The 16,662-nt window shown below is 66.8% G+C and carries 17 protein-coding genes and 1 pseudogene; 6 read left to right on the top strand and 12 right to left on the bottom strand.

Annotation, left to right across the window (positions count from 1 at the left end; translation table 11 throughout):
- Nucleotide 1: 1 nt before the first annotated feature.
- The 3 genes from ABIB38_RS00275 to ABIB38_RS00265 form a co-directional block, all read right to left on the bottom strand.
- Nucleotides 2-1,054, bottom strand: a complete 1,053-nt coding sequence (locus ABIB38_RS00275; protein ID WP_429200744.1) for a glycosyltransferase family 9 protein — start codon at nt 1,052-1,054, stop codon at nt 2-4.
- A gap of 126 nt (nt 1,055-1,180) precedes the next feature.
- A complete protein-coding gene (locus ABIB38_RS00270) occupies nt 1,181-1,795 on the bottom strand; it encodes a hypothetical protein (protein ID WP_429200743.1) in 615 nt (204 codons plus the stop codon).
- Complete coding sequence (locus ABIB38_RS00265) at nt 1,792-3,432, bottom strand: carbamoyltransferase C-terminal domain-containing protein (RefSeq protein WP_429200741.1); 1,641 nt, start codon at nt 3,430-3,432, stop codon at nt 1,792-1,794. The genes ABIB38_RS00270 and ABIB38_RS00265 overlap by 4 nt, the downstream gene beginning before the upstream one ends.
- Before the next feature lie 301 nt (nt 3,433-3,733).
- Between ABIB38_RS00265 and nudC the strand changes: the two genes are divergently transcribed.
- Entirely contained in the window at nt 3,734-4,555 is an 822-nt protein-coding gene (nudC, locus tag ABIB38_RS00260; RefSeq protein ID WP_429200740.1) for an NAD(+) diphosphatase, read from the top strand.
- Nucleotides 4,556-4,596: 41 nt separating this feature from the next.
- Here nudC and ABIB38_RS00255 read toward each other — a convergent pair whose 3' ends face one another.
- Nucleotides 4,597-5,502: a hypothetical protein gene (locus ABIB38_RS00255; RefSeq protein WP_429200738.1), complete on the bottom strand. Its 906-nt coding sequence runs from the start codon at nt 5,500-5,502 to the stop codon at nt 4,597-4,599.
- A gap of 143 nt (nt 5,503-5,645) precedes the next feature.
- On the opposite strand from ABIB38_RS00255, the gene folE reads away from it, so the two are divergent.
- The 3 genes and pseudogenes from folE (at nt 5,646) to ABIB38_RS00240 (ending at nt 7,346) form a co-directional block, all read left to right on the top strand.
- Complete coding sequence (gene folE / locus ABIB38_RS00250; protein ID WP_109345918.1) at nt 5,646-6,212, top strand: GTP cyclohydrolase I FolE; 567 nt, start codon at nt 5,646-5,648, stop codon at nt 6,210-6,212.
- A gap of 80 nt (nt 6,213-6,292) precedes the next feature.
- Nucleotides 6,293-6,568: pseudogene (locus ABIB38_RS00245) on the top strand (transposase); the annotation flags it as partial.
- A gap of 169 nt (nt 6,569-6,737) precedes the next feature.
- Nucleotides 6,738-7,346 (top strand): phosphatase PAP2 family protein, encoded by a 609-nt coding sequence (locus ABIB38_RS00240; protein WP_429200737.1) that lies wholly within the window; start codon nt 6,738-6,740, stop codon nt 7,344-7,346.
- Here ABIB38_RS00240 and ABIB38_RS00235 read toward each other — a convergent pair whose 3' ends face one another.
- Nucleotides 7,347-7,766, bottom strand: coding sequence for a hypothetical protein (locus ABIB38_RS00235; protein WP_429200735.1), 420 nt, complete (start codon nt 7,764-7,766; stop codon nt 7,347-7,349).
- A 119-nt stretch (nt 7,767-7,885) separates the two neighbouring features.
- Here ABIB38_RS00235 and ABIB38_RS00230 point away from each other — a divergent pair, with 119 nt between their 5' ends.
- Together ABIB38_RS00230 and ABIB38_RS00225 are read left to right on the top strand one after the other, a co-directional pair.
- Nucleotides 7,886-9,139 (top strand): RtcB family protein, encoded by a 1,254-nt coding sequence (locus ABIB38_RS00230; RefSeq protein ID WP_429201774.1) that lies wholly within the window; start codon nt 7,886-7,888, stop codon nt 9,137-9,139.
- Nucleotides 9,140-9,170: 31 nt separating this feature from the next.
- On the top strand, nt 9,171-9,374 hold the full coding sequence (locus ABIB38_RS00225) for a hypothetical protein (RefSeq protein WP_429200734.1): 204 nt from the start codon (nt 9,171-9,173) through the stop codon (nt 9,372-9,374).
- A 3-nt stretch (nt 9,375-9,377) separates the two neighbouring features.
- Here the strand turns inward: ABIB38_RS00225 and ABIB38_RS00220 are convergent, their stop codons facing one another.
- From ABIB38_RS00220 to ABIB38_RS00190, 7 genes are all read right to left on the bottom strand, one after another.
- Complete coding sequence (locus ABIB38_RS00220) at nt 9,378-10,040, bottom strand: HAD hydrolase-like protein (RefSeq protein ID WP_429200732.1); 663 nt, start codon at nt 10,038-10,040, stop codon at nt 9,378-9,380.
- Between the two features lie 265 nt (nt 10,041-10,305).
- On the bottom strand, nt 10,306-11,040 hold the full coding sequence (locus ABIB38_RS00215) for an SDR family oxidoreductase (RefSeq protein ID WP_429200730.1): 735 nt from the start codon (nt 11,038-11,040) through the stop codon (nt 10,306-10,308).
- A 101-nt stretch (nt 11,041-11,141) separates the two neighbouring features.
- Entirely contained in the window at nt 11,142-11,642 is a 501-nt protein-coding gene (locus tag ABIB38_RS00210) for an MSHA biogenesis protein MshP (RefSeq protein ID WP_429200728.1), read from the bottom strand.
- Nucleotides 11,639-12,514, bottom strand: a complete 876-nt coding sequence (locus tag ABIB38_RS00205; protein ID WP_429200727.1) for a prepilin-type N-terminal cleavage/methylation domain-containing protein — start codon at nt 12,512-12,514, stop codon at nt 11,639-11,641. Before ABIB38_RS00205 ends, ABIB38_RS00210 begins: the two co-directional genes overlap by 4 nt.
- Nucleotides 12,511-12,990, bottom strand: a complete 480-nt coding sequence (locus tag ABIB38_RS00200) for a type IV pilus modification PilV family protein (protein WP_429200725.1) — start codon at nt 12,988-12,990, stop codon at nt 12,511-12,513. Before ABIB38_RS00200 ends, ABIB38_RS00205 begins: the two co-directional genes overlap by 4 nt.
- Nucleotides 12,980-13,465: a pilus assembly FimT family protein gene (locus tag ABIB38_RS00195; protein ID WP_429200723.1), complete on the bottom strand. Its 486-nt coding sequence runs from the start codon at nt 13,463-13,465 to the stop codon at nt 12,980-12,982. Before ABIB38_RS00195 ends, ABIB38_RS00200 begins: the two co-directional genes overlap by 11 nt.
- Nucleotides 13,462-16,398 carry a DUF6701 domain-containing protein gene (locus tag ABIB38_RS00190; protein ID WP_429200721.1) on the bottom strand — a complete coding sequence of 979 codons (2,937 nt, stop codon included), beginning with the start codon at nt 16,396-16,398 and terminating at the stop codon, nt 13,462-13,464. The genes ABIB38_RS00195 and ABIB38_RS00190 overlap by 4 nt, the downstream gene beginning before the upstream one ends.
- Between the last annotated feature and the right edge of the window lie 264 nt (nt 16,399-16,662).

Genomic DNA, 16,662 nt, shown 5'->3' with positions numbered 1-16,662 from the left:
GTCACCAGTACGGCCACATCCCCGCCGCCCGTTGCCTGCTGGGTTCGGCGCCGGTGAGCAAGGTGCGCGCATGTTGCAGCACGACGGTGGCGCGCTCGGCGCCGGGATCCCAGATGCAGCGGTGACGCTGGCGGTCGAGCGGCGCCCAGCGCGCGATGTCGGCCTTGCTGAAGATGACCACGCTGTTCAATCCCAGCCCGGCCGCGATGTGCGACACCCCGGTGTCGTTGCAGATCAGCAGCCGTGCACGGCTCAGCAGGGCCGCCATGGCGCCGATCGAGAGCGGGGCGGCGGCGATGATGGCCGGCACATGCATGCGATCGGCGACCGCCTGCGCGAGCGGCGCTTCGTCGGCTGATCCGGTCAGGACGATGCGCATGCCGAACTCGTCGGCAAGCTGGTCGGCCACCCTGGCGAAGCGTTCCGGCGGCCAGCAGGTGTCGCGCTGGCGCGCTCCCGGGTGCACGCAGATATAGCTGCCCGGCTCGAGGCCTGCCGCCAGGCCGCTGGCGGCAAGCTCGTCCTCGTCTTCACGCAGGATCGGGAACTCGAGGTGCGTGTCGGTCACCGGCGCCCCGAGTTGGCCGACCAGGTGCAGCAGGCGTTCCGGTTCGGCGCCTGTTTCGGGGTAGGGAACGAGAACGGTCTTTTCGGTGATCAATGGCTTGCCGCGGCAGTGGCCCGCCATCGCCGTCGCCCCGAAGCCGGAAACGATGTGGTTCGCGATGTCGCCGCTGCCGTGCAGCTGCACGGCCAGGCTGAATTCGCGCGCGCACACCGTGGCATAGAACGGGGGCAGGTCGTCATGGTGCACGGTTTGCTCAGGCAGTAGGGGATGGCCGGGAAAAGACAGGAACTCGTCCAGGTAGGCGGGAAAGCGCCGGACGAATTGCACCGCCCATGGCAGGCCGACCAGGGCGATGTGGGCCTTGGGCAGGGCGCTGCGCAAGGCGCGCAGCGCCGGGACCGCGCACAGCATGTCGCCGACATGCAGCGCACGGAACACCACGACCGAGTGGACAGGAAGGCGATGCAGCAATGGTCGCCGGAGCATGGCTCTTTCTCCTCTCAACATCGTTTTTCATCGCGGCGAATTCTTGTCGTTCGCCGATTGCCCTTCTCCTTGCATCAAACCTCTTGCTCGCCATGCCATGCCTTGCGCGCAAAGGCCGTGCCCGCATCAGGCCAGCAAGCGGTCGAGCACATTGCGCGTGATGCGTTCGACGCGGCGGTCGCGCGGCCCGTCAATGACGTGCGCCCAGTCGGTGGTCCCGGCCGAGAACACGGCGCCGCCGCGCTGGTAGATGCCCAGAGTGGCGGCGTGGATGCCTTCGCAGGCGGCGTGCCACTCGCGCGAAGGAAGATCTTGCCAGTGGCGGTCGAGGTGGCATGCCGCCAGCACCTGGTAGCTGTGCGGCGTGCCGGCGCGATGGCACAAGGCGGACAGGGTCGCCTTGCCGCTGTCGTGGTCGAAGGCGGCGAGCGGCGCGCCGTCGCAGGCAGGGCCGGCAAGGGGCGGCCAGGTGTCGTGGCCGAAGTGCTCGCCCTGCGCCAGGTAGACACCGGAACACATGGGTAGGCCCAGCGCCAGCGCGTAGTCGGGCCAGTGCCAGTCGTCGGCCGGGCCTTCATCGACGGCATGCTTGCCGGGCAGCCGGTCGCTGCGCATCCCGGGCTCGAAGCCATCGCCCCAGCGGTAGAGCGCGGCGCGAAAGCGCGGCCGGTCGGTCGACGCCTGCAGCTGCAGGCGAGCGCCGGGCCGGATGCTGGCATGACGTGGGTAGCCGCGGATCATGCCGGCAACCCGGGTTCTTGGCGCTTCATGACGAGGTAGGGCGGCATGGCCAGGCCGTGCAGGGGCAGGCGCCGGAAGGCGGCGACGGCCTCTTGCGGCGTCTCGATCAGGGGCTCGTGCCTGCCGCACAGGGAGGCGCCCAGCAGCACCGGCACCCCGGTGCGCACTTCGAAGCCGGCCAGCAGGGCGCGCAGCACCGGATCGTCGCTCGGGCCGACCGTCTGCAGGCGCGCGCTGCCGTCGACATGGGTGACCGCCGCCAGCAGCGGCATCACGCTGCTGCGCACCGGCACCGCGAACTGCATGAAGGGCGATGGCGCCCGCAGGTCGAAATACTGGGACGCGCGCTCTTCGGCCACCATGGGAGCGAAGGGGCGGAACCACTCGCGTTCCTTGACGCGGACGTTGATCCAGTCGCGCATGCGCTCGCGGCGCGGATCGGCCAGGATGCTGCGGTGGCCAAGCCCGCGCGGGCCGAATTCGCTGCGGCCCTGGTACAGGCCGACGACCCGCCCCGAACACAGCAGGTCGAGCATGCGCGCGCACAGGGCGTCGCGCCCGCGCGGATGCTCGACGATCAGGTCGCTCGCGCCATCGAGCGCCGCCTCGATGTCGGCCAGCTGGGGCGCCGGACCGAGATAGTCGTGGGTCCAGCGAAAGTCGACGCTGCGGCCGGCCAGCTCGAGCAGGCCATAGAGGGCGCAGCCGAGGGCGGCGCCGGCCGCGCCCGGCGCCGGCGGCACGAACATGCGGCGGAACGGACCCTCGCGCAGCAGGCGCGCATTGGCCGCGCCATTGAGGGCGGCGCCGCCGGTGAGGCACAGGTCGTCCAGGCCGGTGCGCCCGTGCAGCCAGCGGGCCAGCGCCAGCAGCGCGTCTTCGAAAGCGCGCTGGCCGGCCGCCGCCAGGTTGGCGCAGTCGGTGAAGCTGGCCTTGGGCGAGCCGAAGCCGAAGCGGAACCGGTCGGCGTCTTCGAGCAGCGCCGGCCAGGCGCGCGGGATGGCGACCTGCATGCCGTCGACCTCGAGGGGCGGCAGGCCGAGCGCGTGCGGATCGCCGTAGGGCGCCAGGTCGGTCACCTTGCCTTCGTTGCCCTGGCCCGGGAACAGCGCCTGGGTGAGCCGGGCGTAGAACATGCCGAGTCCGGCGGCGTGCCGGTCGCCATCGGTCTCCAGTTGCCGGCCGATGCAGGCGATGCGTTCGCGGTCGACGCGATGGCAGGAGGCGACTTCGCGCCGCCCGTCGGCCCCCAGGCTGCCGCGGCCACCCACGACCATCACCGCCGCTTCGCGAAAAGGGGATGGGTGGAAGGCGCCAACCGCCTGCGCCAGGTGCCGTGGGATGCGGGCGCGCCGCGCGCCGCGGGCGAAGGCGAGCACGCGGTCGCCGTCGTCGCCGGCCACCGTGTCGTCCACCGCGCCGGAGGCATGGCATTCGACCAGCACGTCGAGCGGTCGTTCGAGCCCGGACAGGTGGGGCAGGTAGAACGCCTCCATGTCGCCCGGTTCTCCCGGGTGGTGCTTGTGGCGCGTGAGGCGCTCTTTCTGGATGGCCCATTGCACGTGTGAGCCGTGCATGAGACAGACGCTCGCATGCCGGTCGCGGTTTATGCCGAGCACAACGGGGGTATCGTCCATCGTCTTCTCCTGGTCAGCGCAGCGGCGGATCGGTGGGTTGAACACCGGGGGCGAACGCCGGTGTCGTAGGGCGGATAACAGCTGCCGCCAGCGTGCGGTAGTCAGCCACTGGTTGTCAGCCACTGGTAGTCAGCCATTGGTAGTCAGCCATTCTTTGAGCGCGACTGTTCAGGATTAGTTCGCGGCCACGCGGCGAATTCGGCCAGCCGGGCCGGGCCGGCCGCGCCGCGCCGCGCCGGCGCCGGTACGTCGTCCGGAAAGGCGGTATCATCCTTGGACTCCGGCCACCATTCTTCCGACCATGCTCCAGACGCCTGCCACCTTCACGCCGCTGTTCGCGCCGCATCCCGACCCGGAACCCTTGACCTTCCTGTTCCACAAGGGGCAGCTGCTGGTGCGCGAAGACGGGCCGGCATTGCCGGACGCGGCGGCCCTGGAACGCATGGGCGTGGCGCCCGGCACGCTGCAGCCGCTGGGCCTGCTGGACGGACGGTATTGCCAGGCCGGCTGGTTCGACCTGGAACCGGCGCTGCCGCCGGGCCACGCCTGGCGCGGCCTGCGGGCGTTGTTCGGGGTGATCGACGAGGCGCTGGTGGGCGTCGCGGGACGTGCGGCGCAAGTGGCTGAATGGGCGCGCACCCATCGCTTCTGCGGCGTGTGCGGCAGCGGCACCGTGCTGGCCATCGGCGAGCGCTGCTACAAGTGCGTCAATTGCGGCCACGCGGCCTACCCGCGCATCTCGCCGGCCATGATGGTGCTGATCCGCAAGGGCGACTCGGTGCTGCTGGCCAAGCACCTGCAGCACGCGACGCAGCGCTTCGTGCCGCTGGCCGGTTTCCTGGAAGCGGGCGAGTCGATCGAGGAAGCGATCCACCGCGAGGTGTTCGAAGAGGTGGGCCTGCGGGTGCACAACCTGCGCTACTTCGCCAGCCAGTCGTGGCCGTTCCCGCATTCGCTGATGCTGGCCTTCACGGCCGACTACCTCGACGGCGAGATCCGGGTCGACACCAGCGAGATCGCGGAGGCGCGCTGGTTCGGGCCGGATGACGAATGGCCGGAGCGGGTGCCGCAGATGTCGATCTCGAGCGTCCTGATGGACGCCCATCGCCCGCCCGGCCGCTAGTGCTCAGGAGCGCACCGGCGGACGCATTCAGGGAAGCGGGATCAGGGCCGGGTCGGCGCCACCACCACGGTCACGCCATCCGGCGCGCGGGCGGTGGCCGGCGCCGGCGCCATGACCTGTTCGGCATTGAGCGGGGCCGGCTTGGCGCCGGTGCTGCGCAGGTTGATCGCGCGCTGCAGGATGTCGAACCAGAACGGCGCGCCGAACAAGGTGGTGCTGGCGGTGACCAGCCAGCCCGAGGCCTGCAGCGCGAAATCGGCATCGAGCACCGGAGGAAAGGCTTGCCAGCCGATCGGCAGCACCCACAGCTGGGCCATCACGTCGGCGTCCAGCCCGTCGGGCACGGCGGTGATGTGGGCGGCCATGGCGGGATGCTGCCACAGGATCTGGAACAGGTGGATGCTGTCGATGTTGAACAGGATCGCCAGCAGTAGCGAGACCAGGAACGAGATCAGCAGCTGGCGCCGCTTGTAGACGCCGGACAGGCGTTCCATGGCGGTTTCGAACCAGCCGGCAAGGGCCGCCTGGAAGCGCTGCAGGTCGCCGCCCGCCTGCTGGTACAGCGTTTGCAGGGTGCGCCGCAGCTGGGGGTCGGGAACGGCGGCGATGTCGGCCTCGAGCGAGCCGTGGCTGCCGCGGATGGCGTCGATCAGCGCGATCGCGAAGTTGGCCGGTTCGATGTAGGATGGACGGAGCCGGGCGGGCAGGCGTGCGCCGGGATCGAGCCCACCGGCGCGCGGGTTGACCAGCGGATGCGCATACAGCACCCGCGCCGTGGCGTCGAAGCGGGGATCGTTCAGCATGCGCTTGACGGCGTCCTGCAGCATGCCGGCGCGCAGCCGGAAGCTTGCCGCCAGGGCTTCCTGCAACGTGGTGACGACCAGCGCCAGGGTGCCGTAGCAAAATGCCAAGCCGATGGCGACTTCCAGAACCGTGCTGCCGAACATAGCGCTCTCCCAGGCTGGAACCACGCTCAACGCTAAGCTAACCGTGTGATATAGGATTTAATTTTCCTCAAGAATAAGGCGGCCGGCAGCCGGCCACAGTGCTTCCCTATATACTTGCGGCAATCGTTTTTTTAAGGTGCACCATGTCTGACAAAGAAGCTTTCACCGAACACGACTGGCGTCGTCTCCTGACCAGCCTGGGCGAAAATCCGGAACGTCCGGGCCTGGTCGAAACGCCGGCGCGCGTCGCGAAAGCCTGGAAACACTGGACCTCGGGCTACGACCAGGATCCAGTGGAAGTGCTCAAGGCGTTCGAGGATGGCGCCGAGGAATACAATGAATTGATCGTGGTGCGCGGCATCCCGGTCTACAGCCATTGCGAACACCACCTGGCGCCGTTCTTCGGCAAGGCCACCGTCGGCTACCTGCCGAACGGGAAGATCGTGGGCCTGTCGAAGCTGACCCGCCTGGTGGACATCTTCTCCAAGCGGCTGCAGGTGCAGGAACGCATGACGATGCAGATCGCCAATGCGCTGATGGAGGTGCTGGAACCGAAGGCCGTCGGCGTCGTCGTCAAGTGCCGCCATATGTGCATGGAGAGCCGTGGCATCCGCGCCATCGGCGAAGAAACCATCACCTCGACCCTGCTGGGCGAGCTGCAACCGAACCTGGCGCTGCGCACCGAGTTCCTGGCACTGGCACGCGACTGAGATTCCGGGAACAGGTTGCCGTGTAAATACAACGGGAACCTGTTCCAGATCAGGACCTCCAAGTTGTTTTGGAGGTCAATATGGATCGTCCAGCCTATCCCAGCGATATTACTCGTGAGCAGTTCGAGGTGATACGCCCCATGCTCGAGGCGGCCCGGCGCAAGACGCGTCCGCGCAAGCATGATCTGTACGATGTGTTCTGCGCCGTGCTGTACTTCCTGCATACCGGCTCCACCTGGCGCGCAATGCCGGCCGGCTATCCCCCCTGGCGTACCGTGCACGAGTATTTCACGCAGTGGACCATGCAGCGCGAGAATGGCCAGTCGCTGCTCGAAAGCGTGCTGGAGAAAGCGGGACGGCAGGAAGAACTCGCCCAGTTGCGCTCCTTGCTACACAAACGCTAGGCACAGCCTGGGGTGCTGTCACCTTTTTGTCACATTCTGTTGCACTTTGCCAAAGGTGCACAAGAATGGATGGGCTAAGCTATGAAAAAAGTTATCAATCTTTCATCAATAGCCCTGCGCCATGTTCGAGCACGTCAATCTGATCCTGTTTTCTGTCCTGAATGCCCACGCTGAGCTGACTGGCTGGCAATTGCTGGGGGCGGTGTTCGCGGCCGAATGGCTGATTTTCCTTGTGCCTTTTTCCCTGGTGCTGCTGTGGGCCAGCGGAACGGGGCCGCGGCGCGAGGTGGCGCTGCGCGCCTTCCTGGCGGCGGCCTGTGCGCTGACGCTGAACGCCATGATCGGCCACCTGTGGTACAGCCCGCGTCCTTTCGTGGCCGAGGTCGGCCATACCTTCCTGCTGCATGCCCCCGACAGCTCCTTCCCCAGCGACCACGCGACCAGCATCTTCTCGGTGGCGCTGGTGCTGGCCTTCAGCCGCGTGCCGCTGGCGCGCAGCCTGGGACTGGTGATGCTGCCGCTGTCGCTGGTCGTGGCCTGGTCGCGCGTCTATCTCGGCGTGCATTGGCCGAAAGACATGATCGGGGCCTTGCTGGTGTCGGGCGGCTTTGCGCTGCTGGCCTATACGCCGTTGGCGCAGGCCGCCTGCGCCCGGGCGTTGCCGGCGCTCGAGCTGGTCTATCACCGGCTGCTGGCGCTGCCGATCGGGCGCGGCTGGCTGCGGCCCTGATTACTCGCCGGTCGACGCTTCCGGCTTTTCAAAGGTGAGCTTGTCGTCGTCGCCGAGTGCGAAGATTCCCAGCGGCAGGCCGGTGACGGCGTCGGCATCCGGCGCCTGCCGTTCGGTGCAGCCGGTGGTGTCGATCTGCCAGGCCTGGTCGTCGGCGCGCAAGGTATAGATGTTGTTGCCGTTGCCGAACAATTCTACCTGCAAACCCGACAGCCATACCGAACCCAGCTCGAGCTGGCGCTGGCATTCCGGCAGGCGCGACATGATCACGCGCAACGTTCCCTCCTTGGCCCAAAAGGTGTCTTTCTCGACCCTGACCGTGATCGCGTGATCGGTATTGGGATCGATGGAATAGGTGGCCGTCTCGAGGAAGCAGCCGCTCAGCAGCAGCGGAGCCAGGAGGACGAGGGAAAGGCGCATCGGCAGTGTCATTGTTCATTCATGCAACAGTGTGGTGTGCCGAGTATAGCAATAGCGATACAGGCGGGGCCGATTCAGGCGGACAGCGCGGATTGTCGTTTTGCGCGATCATGCGCCGCATGGACCACAACGACTATGAATTGCTCGGCGCTACGGACCAGCTTCGTCCGGCGGATGGCCGCCCCGTGAAGATGTGGACCAGGGGCGTGCCGGCCGAGCCTGGCGCGAAGGAACAGTTGTCGGCACTGGCGCAACTGCCATTCGTCTTCCACCACGTCGCCGTCATGCCCGACGTCCATATTGGCAAGGGATCGACGATCGGCAGCGTGATTCCGACCCTGGGGGCCGTGATCCCGGCCGCGGTCGGCGTCGACATCGGTTGCGGCATGATGGCTGCCAAGACCACCCTGCGCGCCGGCGACCTGCCCGACAATCTGGGCAAGCTGCGCAGCGCCATCGAGCAGGCGGTGCCGCATGGCATGTCGCCGAAGACGCGACACGCCCGGGGCCGCGACGCCGGTTCCTGGGACAACCCGCCGCCGGCCGTCGATGCCGGCTGGGCCAGGCTCAAGAGCGAGTTCGACGAGATCTGCCGCAAGTACCCCAAGCTGCGCCATGCGAACCACTACAAGCACCTGGGCACCCTGGGCAGCGGCAATCACTTCGTCGAGGTCTGCCTGGACGAGGAAAACTTCGTCTGGCTGATGCTGCATTCCGGCTCGCGCGGCGTGGGCAATGCGATCGGCACCCATTTCATCGAGCTCGCGCGCCAGGACATGCGGCGCCACATGGTCAACCTGCCGGACCAGGACCTGGCCTATCTCGAAGAAGGCACCCGGCACTACGACGACTACGTCGAGGCGGTCGGCTGGGCCCAGAAGTTCGCGCGCATCAACCGCGAAGTCATGATGCAGAACCTGATCGGCGCGGTGCGCAGCGTGATCAGGAAGCCTTTCGAGACGCATGTAGAAGCGGTCAATTGCCACCATAACTACGTGCAGCGCGAGCGCCACTTCGGCAAGGACGTCTTGATCACGCGCAAGGGTGCGCTGTCCGCGCGTGAAGGCGAGCTGGGCATCATTCCCGGCTCGATGGGCGCACGCAGCTTCATCGTGCGCGGCAAGGGCAATCCAGAAAGCTTCCACAGCTGCAGCCATGGCGCGGGTCGCGTGATGAGCCGCACCGAAGCCAGGCGCCGCTTCACGGTGGCCGACCAGGAGCGCGCCACGCGCGGGGTCGAATGCCGCAAGGACGAAGGCGTGATCGATGAAATCCCGATGGCCTACAAGGACATCGACGCCGTCATGCACGCCCAGCGCGAGCTGGTCGACGTGGTCCACACCCTCAAGCAGGTGGTGTGCGTGAAGGGCTGAGCCTCCCATCTTCCACCAAGCGAGCCTGTCCATGAATGAAGACCAAAGCCTGACTGCCCGTCCCGGCGCCGCTCCGGTTGCGCCACGCGCCGCGGTGCACGATCCGGAGCGCGATCCGGAGCGCAATCCGGCGCCATGCACGCCGCCCGACAACCTGTGCCGCGCCGGCAGCTATCCCGGTCTCGTCACGGCGGTACGCAAGGCGATCGAGCGCAACGCCGACTTCGGCAGTTGACGCTTACTGCCGCGCCAGCGACAGCAGGTCGGCCGGCGCGCCGAACTCGCGTTCCGGCGCCACCCGGCGCAGCATCTCGATCGGCGCATAGCCCCAGCTGACCGCGCCGAAGGCGATGCCGGCGCGGCGCGCGGCGTCGGCGTCGGTGGTCTGGTCGCCCACGTACAGCGCCTGCGATGGCGGCGTGCTCGCCCGCCGCACCACCTTGCGGATGCGCGCGGCCTTGCCGAAGATCGACATGCCGCATTCGTACTGGCCCATCAGGGCCGCCAGCTCGGGCCCGAGCACGGCGCGCACGTTCTCCTCGGCATTCGAGGACACCACCGCCAGCCGCAGGCCGGCGCGGTCGAGCTCGCGCAGGGTTGCGCCGATGCCGTCGAACAGCGGGATGCGGCCCGATCCGGTGACGGCGCGCATGCGGTCGATGAAGGAACGCGAGGCGAACGGCAGCTTCCAGGCCGGCATGCCGACGTGACGCATGACGTCGCGCGGACCGTAGTGGCGCAGCCGCTCGGCCTGTCCGGCGTCGATGTGCCGGAAACCATGCTGGTCGGCGATATCGTTGAACACGCTCAGGAAGAAGGGCCAGGAATCGGCCAGCGTGCCGTCGAAGTCGAAGATCGCCAGGCGGTAGCCCATCTGCGAAGCCGGTGAAAGAATGGTCATGGCCCGATTATAGGAGAGGGCGGAACAACGGTAGTTCGATTGGCGACCGAATGCCATGCGCCTTGATTAGCGGGAAGCAGATTTCATCCAATCTTCCCATGATCCAAGAATCCGATACCAACCTGGTGGGGGCCTTCCTGTCCTACATACAGGATGTCGTGAAGCGCCAGGCGGCGACGACATCGTGCTGCTGGCGGTGCGGTGGCGTTGATGCGCCTGTTACACCCTGTAAATCGGGTGAAATGCTCCGCAAGGATTGCTCCGGCTAGACCACGCCGCCGTTGGCGCGCAGCACCTGGCCGTTGACCCAGGCGGCGTCGGGGCCGGCCAGGAAGGACACGACGCGCGCGATATCGTCCGGCTCGCCCAGGCGCTCCAGCGGCGGCAGCTGGGCGAAATGGGCGATCTGCTCGGGAGTCTTGCCGTCAAAGAACAGCTCGGTCGCCACCGGGCCCGGCGCCACCACGTTGACGCGGATGCGGCGGCCGCGCAGCTCCTTGGCGAAGATCTGGCTCATCGTCTCGACGGCGGCCTTGGTGGCGCCGTAGATCGCATAGCCGGGCGGCTTGAGGCCGACCACGCTGGTCGAGAAGTTGACGATGCTGCCGCCTTCGTTCAGGCGGGTGGCCGCTTCGCGCATGGTGTTGAAGCTGCCCTGCACATTGATGGCGAAGGTGCGCGCGAACAGCGCGTCGCTGGTCTCGGCCAGCGGCACCGTCTTGAGGATGCCGGCATTGTTGACCAGGACGTCGACCTTGCCCAGCTCGCGCTCGGTGGTGTCGAACAATGCGCGCACCTGGTCGGGCTGGGCGACGTCGGCCTGGATCGCAATGGCCGTGTGGCCGGCCGCGTGCAGCTCGGCCACGGTTTTCTCGGCTTCCTGGCTATTGCTGGCGTAGTTGACGGCGACGCGGTAGCCGTCTTCGGCCAGGCGCCGGGCGACGGCGGCGCCGATGCCGCGCGAGGCGCCGGTGACGATGGCGACTTTGGATGGGGTCATGGAATGCTCCTCGGGATGGTTGAGGACTCCATGATGCGCTGTTATCGGGAAAAAATCATTCCTCGAAAACCGAGATCATTGTTTCGGTATGGATAGCAATCTCAGTTGCAGAACGGGTTGTTGTTGTTGTTGTTGGCGGTCATGCAGACGGTGGCGACCCGTTTCCGTTCCACATAGTCCGGCCGTGGGACGCTGGCGTCGTCCGGGCAAGCGCCGGGGCCATTGCGGTTGCAGGCGACCGACTCGATCCGGTAGATGTGCTTGACGACCGCTTCCAGCGCCCCGCTGGCGTCGAGTTGCTCGCCTTCCAGATAGACGCGGTACGAACACGTGACCCTGACGTGGAAACCGGCGTCGTTGACGAAATCGCCGAGGTCCGTGATGGTGCCGGTTTGCGCGCAGCGGCTGCCAAGGTCCTCGTAGACCCATTCGATGCCGGCGCGCGCGGCCAGGCCGGCGCGGGCGCCGAGCAGGGCCTGGTTGACGGTGGTCTGCTGGGTCGTGGTCAGCTGCAGCAGGGCCACCGCGATTCCGGCGATCACCACCAGGAACACGATCGCCGCGATGTAGGCGAAGCCGGATTGTGGGCGCGGGCGGCTCATGGCACGTTGTCCACGTGGGCGCCGATGGTGAGCGGGACCGATTCGCCCTTGTCGCTCAGGGTCAGCTGCAGCTGGACGAAGCCGCTTTCCTGGGTCGCGCCCTGGTTGGGGGAATAGATGAAGGCGCAATGCGACACCTTGTCCGCCACCAGCGCCGCGCCGGCCGGCGCCACGGCCGGGCAGGTCGGGTCGAGGTGGAAGTTGGCGTCGGCGAGGCGATACAGCTTGCCCGCACCGGTGCCGGTGTCCTTGTCCAGCTTCGCGCCGAGGCACAGGTAGGTGACGACTTTTTCGTCCTTCGGCACGACCACGAAGCGTCCGCCATCGTAGCCCGGCGGGATCTGGATCGCGGCATCGAGGGTAATGCTGGACACCCCGGTGGCGGCGTTCGTGGGAACGCCCGATGCGTTGACAATGCCGACGTTCACCTCGTTATAGACGTCGCTCGTGTTCTGGTTGCCGATCACGATGGCGTCGCCCGGCACGGGCGCATTGACGGCGTCGGTCAGCACGTCGAAGCGGGTCTTGGTTCCGGTATCGTCGAGGAAGTCGCCGGCCACGACGACGGGGTCGACGTCGCGGTCGACGTGGGGACCCATGCGATAGCGGCCGCCATCCTTGGTCGGCACCAGTTCCATGCACGTGGACGATTCGAGCCGCAGCGAATTGGGCACCGCGCTGCGCACTTCACCGACGATCTTGCGCAGGGCGGTGTCGGCCTGGTTGGTCAGCGCCGCGCGCTGCCCGACCAGCAGGTAGCTGCGGATCGCGGGCAGCAGCTGCAGGACGAGCACGCCGCCGATGATGCCGATCAGGACGATGACGACGATCAGCTCGACCAGCGTGAAGCCGCGCGCTCGAGGGCGCCTCATGGTTGCGCTGGCTGCCATGGCTTGGTCCTCCATCCGGTGAGCTGCAATTGCTGGCCGCCGCGTTCCGTCACCACCACCTGGATGCGCCGGACATCGGCGGCATTGGCGATGTTCGTCAGCGTGGTCGGGGTGACGCTGACCGCGACGTCGTAGCGGCCCAGGCCCGCGACCGGATCGCCCGCCACGTCGACGATGCCGCCGCTGGTGGCGTACCCGTTGTAGTGGTCAATCTCGGTGTAGTCGGCGCGGATTGCCGGCTGTGGGGCATTGCTGCCATCCGTCATATAGGGCTTGAGCATGACCTCTTCCATCATGGTCTCGGCAATGGCCAGCATCTGCTGGGTGATCAAGGGGTCGGCGCTGGCGACGTTGGCGCGGTTGTAGACCGCGACCAGGCCGGCCAGCGCCGTGCCCACGATCACGATGGCGATGATCAGTTCGACCAGGGTCATCCCGGCCATGCGCTTAATTGACAAGACCGGTCCTCCCGTCGACGTGGATCGTGCGCCGCACGCCGCTGGCATCGCTGACCGTGACGTCGAAGCCTTCGAGCGGCGCCCCGCCCGCCGTGGCGGCGATGGTGCCGTCCGGACGGAAGAACAGCGCGGGCTGCGGATTGTTCATGCTGATCTTGTCATCGGTGCTGTCGAACGTGCCGTCCCCGGCGCCGTCGAGCTGCAGGTTGCAGGCGGCCGCGCCGCCAGCCGTGCTGATGCGCAGTTCAATGCGTCGCTCGAAGGTCGTCACGCACACGATGCGGCGCTTGGCCACCGCGCTCTTCTGCGCCGTGCGCAATGCGCTGGCCACCTGGTCGCCGAAGACGACCGCATTGATGCTGTTCCCGCCCATCAGCCGCGGAATGCCGATCGCGGCCAGCACGCCGACCAGCACCATCACCGTGACCAGTTCGACCATCGTGAAGCCGGCTTGACGCCGCCATGCGCGCTTCAATTGAACACCTCGCGCATGTGGATGATGCGGCGGCTCTCGGGCGCGAAGATGCCGAAGGTGGCGCGCCCGGAAGGGTCGATGCAGCCGCTGAGCGATTGCAGCCAGGGCATGCCGGCGAACGTGGTGGTTGGATGCGACTTCAGGCAGGATTGGTCTGGTCCAACGCCAGTGCCGGGGCCGAGGTTGAAGGCGATGTCGATCCAGCCGGCCGCATCGCCCTGGACTGGCAGGAGGGCCTCGCCGCCCCCCAGCTCCAGGTCGGAAAAGACCTGGGTCCTGGGCTTGGCGCCACTGCCGTTGGCGTGCGCATGCGAGGTTTGTGCGATGGCGGCGGCAGGCACGATGGTGAAATCGTCCTTGTCGTTGCGCAGCCAGCTGTTGCCGCTCCAGTATTCCGCCGTGACCGGCAGCTTGAGCGTGGAGGCCGCGCGCCCGAATACCGTGGCGATGCGCAGCCGTCCGATGCGGATTTCCGGTTGCGCCTTTTCATGCGCGGATGCGCCCGCCGACGTGATGTCGTGGCCGGTAGGCAGGGCGCCGGTGGCCGCCTTGTTTTCCACGCGCACGCGGATCTGCATGGGTTTGGCGCGCGGGTTCGTGAACTGGAAGGTCGCCTGTGGCGACTTGGTGGAAGGGGTCCAGGTGGCGACGCCCGCCACGAAATCGCTCTCCGCGAGCGTCCCGGCAAGTGTGCCGGCGCCGGCGTCAAGCGACGTGCCGTCGGTGGCGACGGCGCTCAGGGCGAATGCGTGATCCGATCCATAAACGTCCGGATAATTGGTCGTCGGCTGGCCCTGTGCGTTCATGGCGGTGACCTTGAGCGGGATCGGCTCGCGCGAATAGTAGTAGGCGAGTTCCTTGCCGTCCTTGGCCGCGACGATGCGCCCGGTGTCGTTCAGCTCGACCTGGAAGTACATGGGCACGAAGGGGCCGACCTCGAGTGTGCAGGGCGTGACCGCATTGTTGCCGGTGGCGCTGACCGTCGTCACCTCGCTGCCGAGAAACTCGTTCAACTCCGCCTGCAGGTTGATCCAGCCGGCCTCGGTGAAGTTGGCCGCGATCTTGGCCTTCCCGCCGCTGAACTCGGTCTCGACCGGTTGCATGACACCGTTGCCTGCCTTGCAGGGCATGCTGACCGTCGTCGTGGTCGCGCCGGTGGCGGTGTAGCCGTTCTTGTCGAAATTGGGGGTCGTGTTGTTGTCGGCGTTCTTCGCCGTGAGCGTCACGTCGAAGTCCAGGCCCGCGCGCAAGGGGCTGGGCGTGGCAATGACGAAATGGTCCGGAGCGGCGATAAACGCGTCGGCGCCGCTGATGTCATCCGTCTTCGCGTTGAGCGTCACCTTGCCGGCATCGGTATAGGTAAGCTCGATGGCCGTCCTCGCCTGGCCGTCGAAGGTGGTCTCCCAGAGCACCAGCTTGTTGGGGTCGCACATCAGCGCGACGGCAGTGTCGGGGCTGGATTCCGTGCGCCGGAGCTTTACCGGCAAGGTGCCGGTCTTCGGCTCGGTATGGCTGCAGGAGTACTGGACCGGCTTCTTGACATCGACGAAGGTGGGCACGCAGGCGGCGCCGTCCGTCCTGAGCGCCTGCAGTTCGGCGCGCACCCAGTTGCCCGCCTTGTGGTCCGGCACGGACACCCGGAAACCGACATCGCCCGTGAAGTTGACGTCGCAGCTGGCCGCGTTGTTCTTGGTGTTGCGGCACCGGACCGGCGTTGCCGCGCCGTCGGACGTCAGCGACAGCTGGTTGACACCCTTGCGGGCGCTCGCTACCTGGACCGTGCCGGAACCCGTGAAACTGGCGCTGGCGCCGCCGGGCTGCATGGTGACCCGGGTCGGCGTGGAGAGCGTCTGGCTGCAGTTGTCATTGGTGCACGCGCTGACCTTGACTTCCTTGGTCGAGCAGGTGGCGGCGTCGTTGCCGTCATGCTCGATCAGGAAATGGCTCAAGGTGCCCGCCACGGGACTGGGACCCTCGCAGCGCGGACCGTTGGTGGAGTTGACCGGGTTGCCGCTCTGGTTGTCGACGCAGTCGCAATGGCCGGGACGGGTGCCCGCCTTGCACACGATGGGCTGGGTGACCCGCCCGTTCCAGTACAGCGTGGCGAAGTTGACCTTGGCGGCGCCTTCGATCATGGCGTTGGAAGCATTCATCGTCAGCGTCCCGGTATCGACCGTTCCCTTGACCTTGACGGAGTCGCCCATCGTCAGGAGCTTGCTGGCGGTGATGTTACCGGTGATATTGCTCTTCGAGGCATGCAGCTCGACTTCCGGCGCCACGATATTGCCGCTGACCGTGCTGCCGGAGCCGAGGGTGAACCTGCTGGTGGCGGTGACGTTGCCCGTGAGCGTGACCGGGGAATCGGCGGTGATGACGGAGCCCTTGATCGCGCCCTCGATGATGGCGCCGGACGCAATCTTGAGCGTGCCGCTGGCCGTGACGTCGCCGGTGATCTTGAAAGGTGAGTTGGTCATGATCGACGTGCCGCTCACCGGCCCAATGATGGTGGCGTTCGAGGCCACCGATACCGCGCCGCGCGACACCATCTTGCCGGTGATCCGGATATCGGTCCCGGTGCCCAGCGTGAGCGTGCCGGCGGTGACGTCGGCCCTGAACGGCGTCCGCCCCCCGACCGCGAAGTTCCCGCCCGCCTCGAACGAGCCGCCATTGATGAAGAGGCTGCCGGGCCCGAGGCCGGTCAGGTTGATGCTGCCGGTGCTGGTCAGGCGCGCCGTGCCCGACATCCTGAGGCCCTGGTTCCACCCGAAGCTGACGTCGTCGCTGACGTTGACGGTATAGCCGTCTTCGATGACCATGTTGTCGTCCCAATCGGGCAACCGGAGGTTGGGGCAGGTATAGACCTTCGCCTTGTGTCTGCAGTTGAGCACCTTGCCGCCATCAAAGGTATAGGTCTTGGCATGGGCTGCGTCCATCAGGCACAGGCCCAGGACGAGAAGCAGGCATGACCACAGGCGCCACAGCGGGGCGCGTGTCGATACTGGCAAAGGGACGGGGGGAAAATGCACAAAGGATCCTGCAAAGCTTAATGAACGAAAGTGTGCATGAGTTAGGCGCCCCACGACAATGAATTTTTCGTTATGGCAATGAATTGCCCCTTATTGATGGCCCGATGTGCGTTCCCCGCACAACGGTGTGTGACTATGATGGAAACAGACTTACAATAGTTTCCACCATAC

The sequence above is a fragment of the Massilia sp. UYP11 genome (genome assembly GCF_050434805.1).
Taxonomy (GTDB): Bacteria; Pseudomonadota; Gammaproteobacteria; order Burkholderiales; family Burkholderiaceae_D; genus Telluria.
The sequence above is the reverse complement of the archived record's forward strand: the minus strand, read 5'-3'. Positions and strand labels throughout refer to the sequence as shown.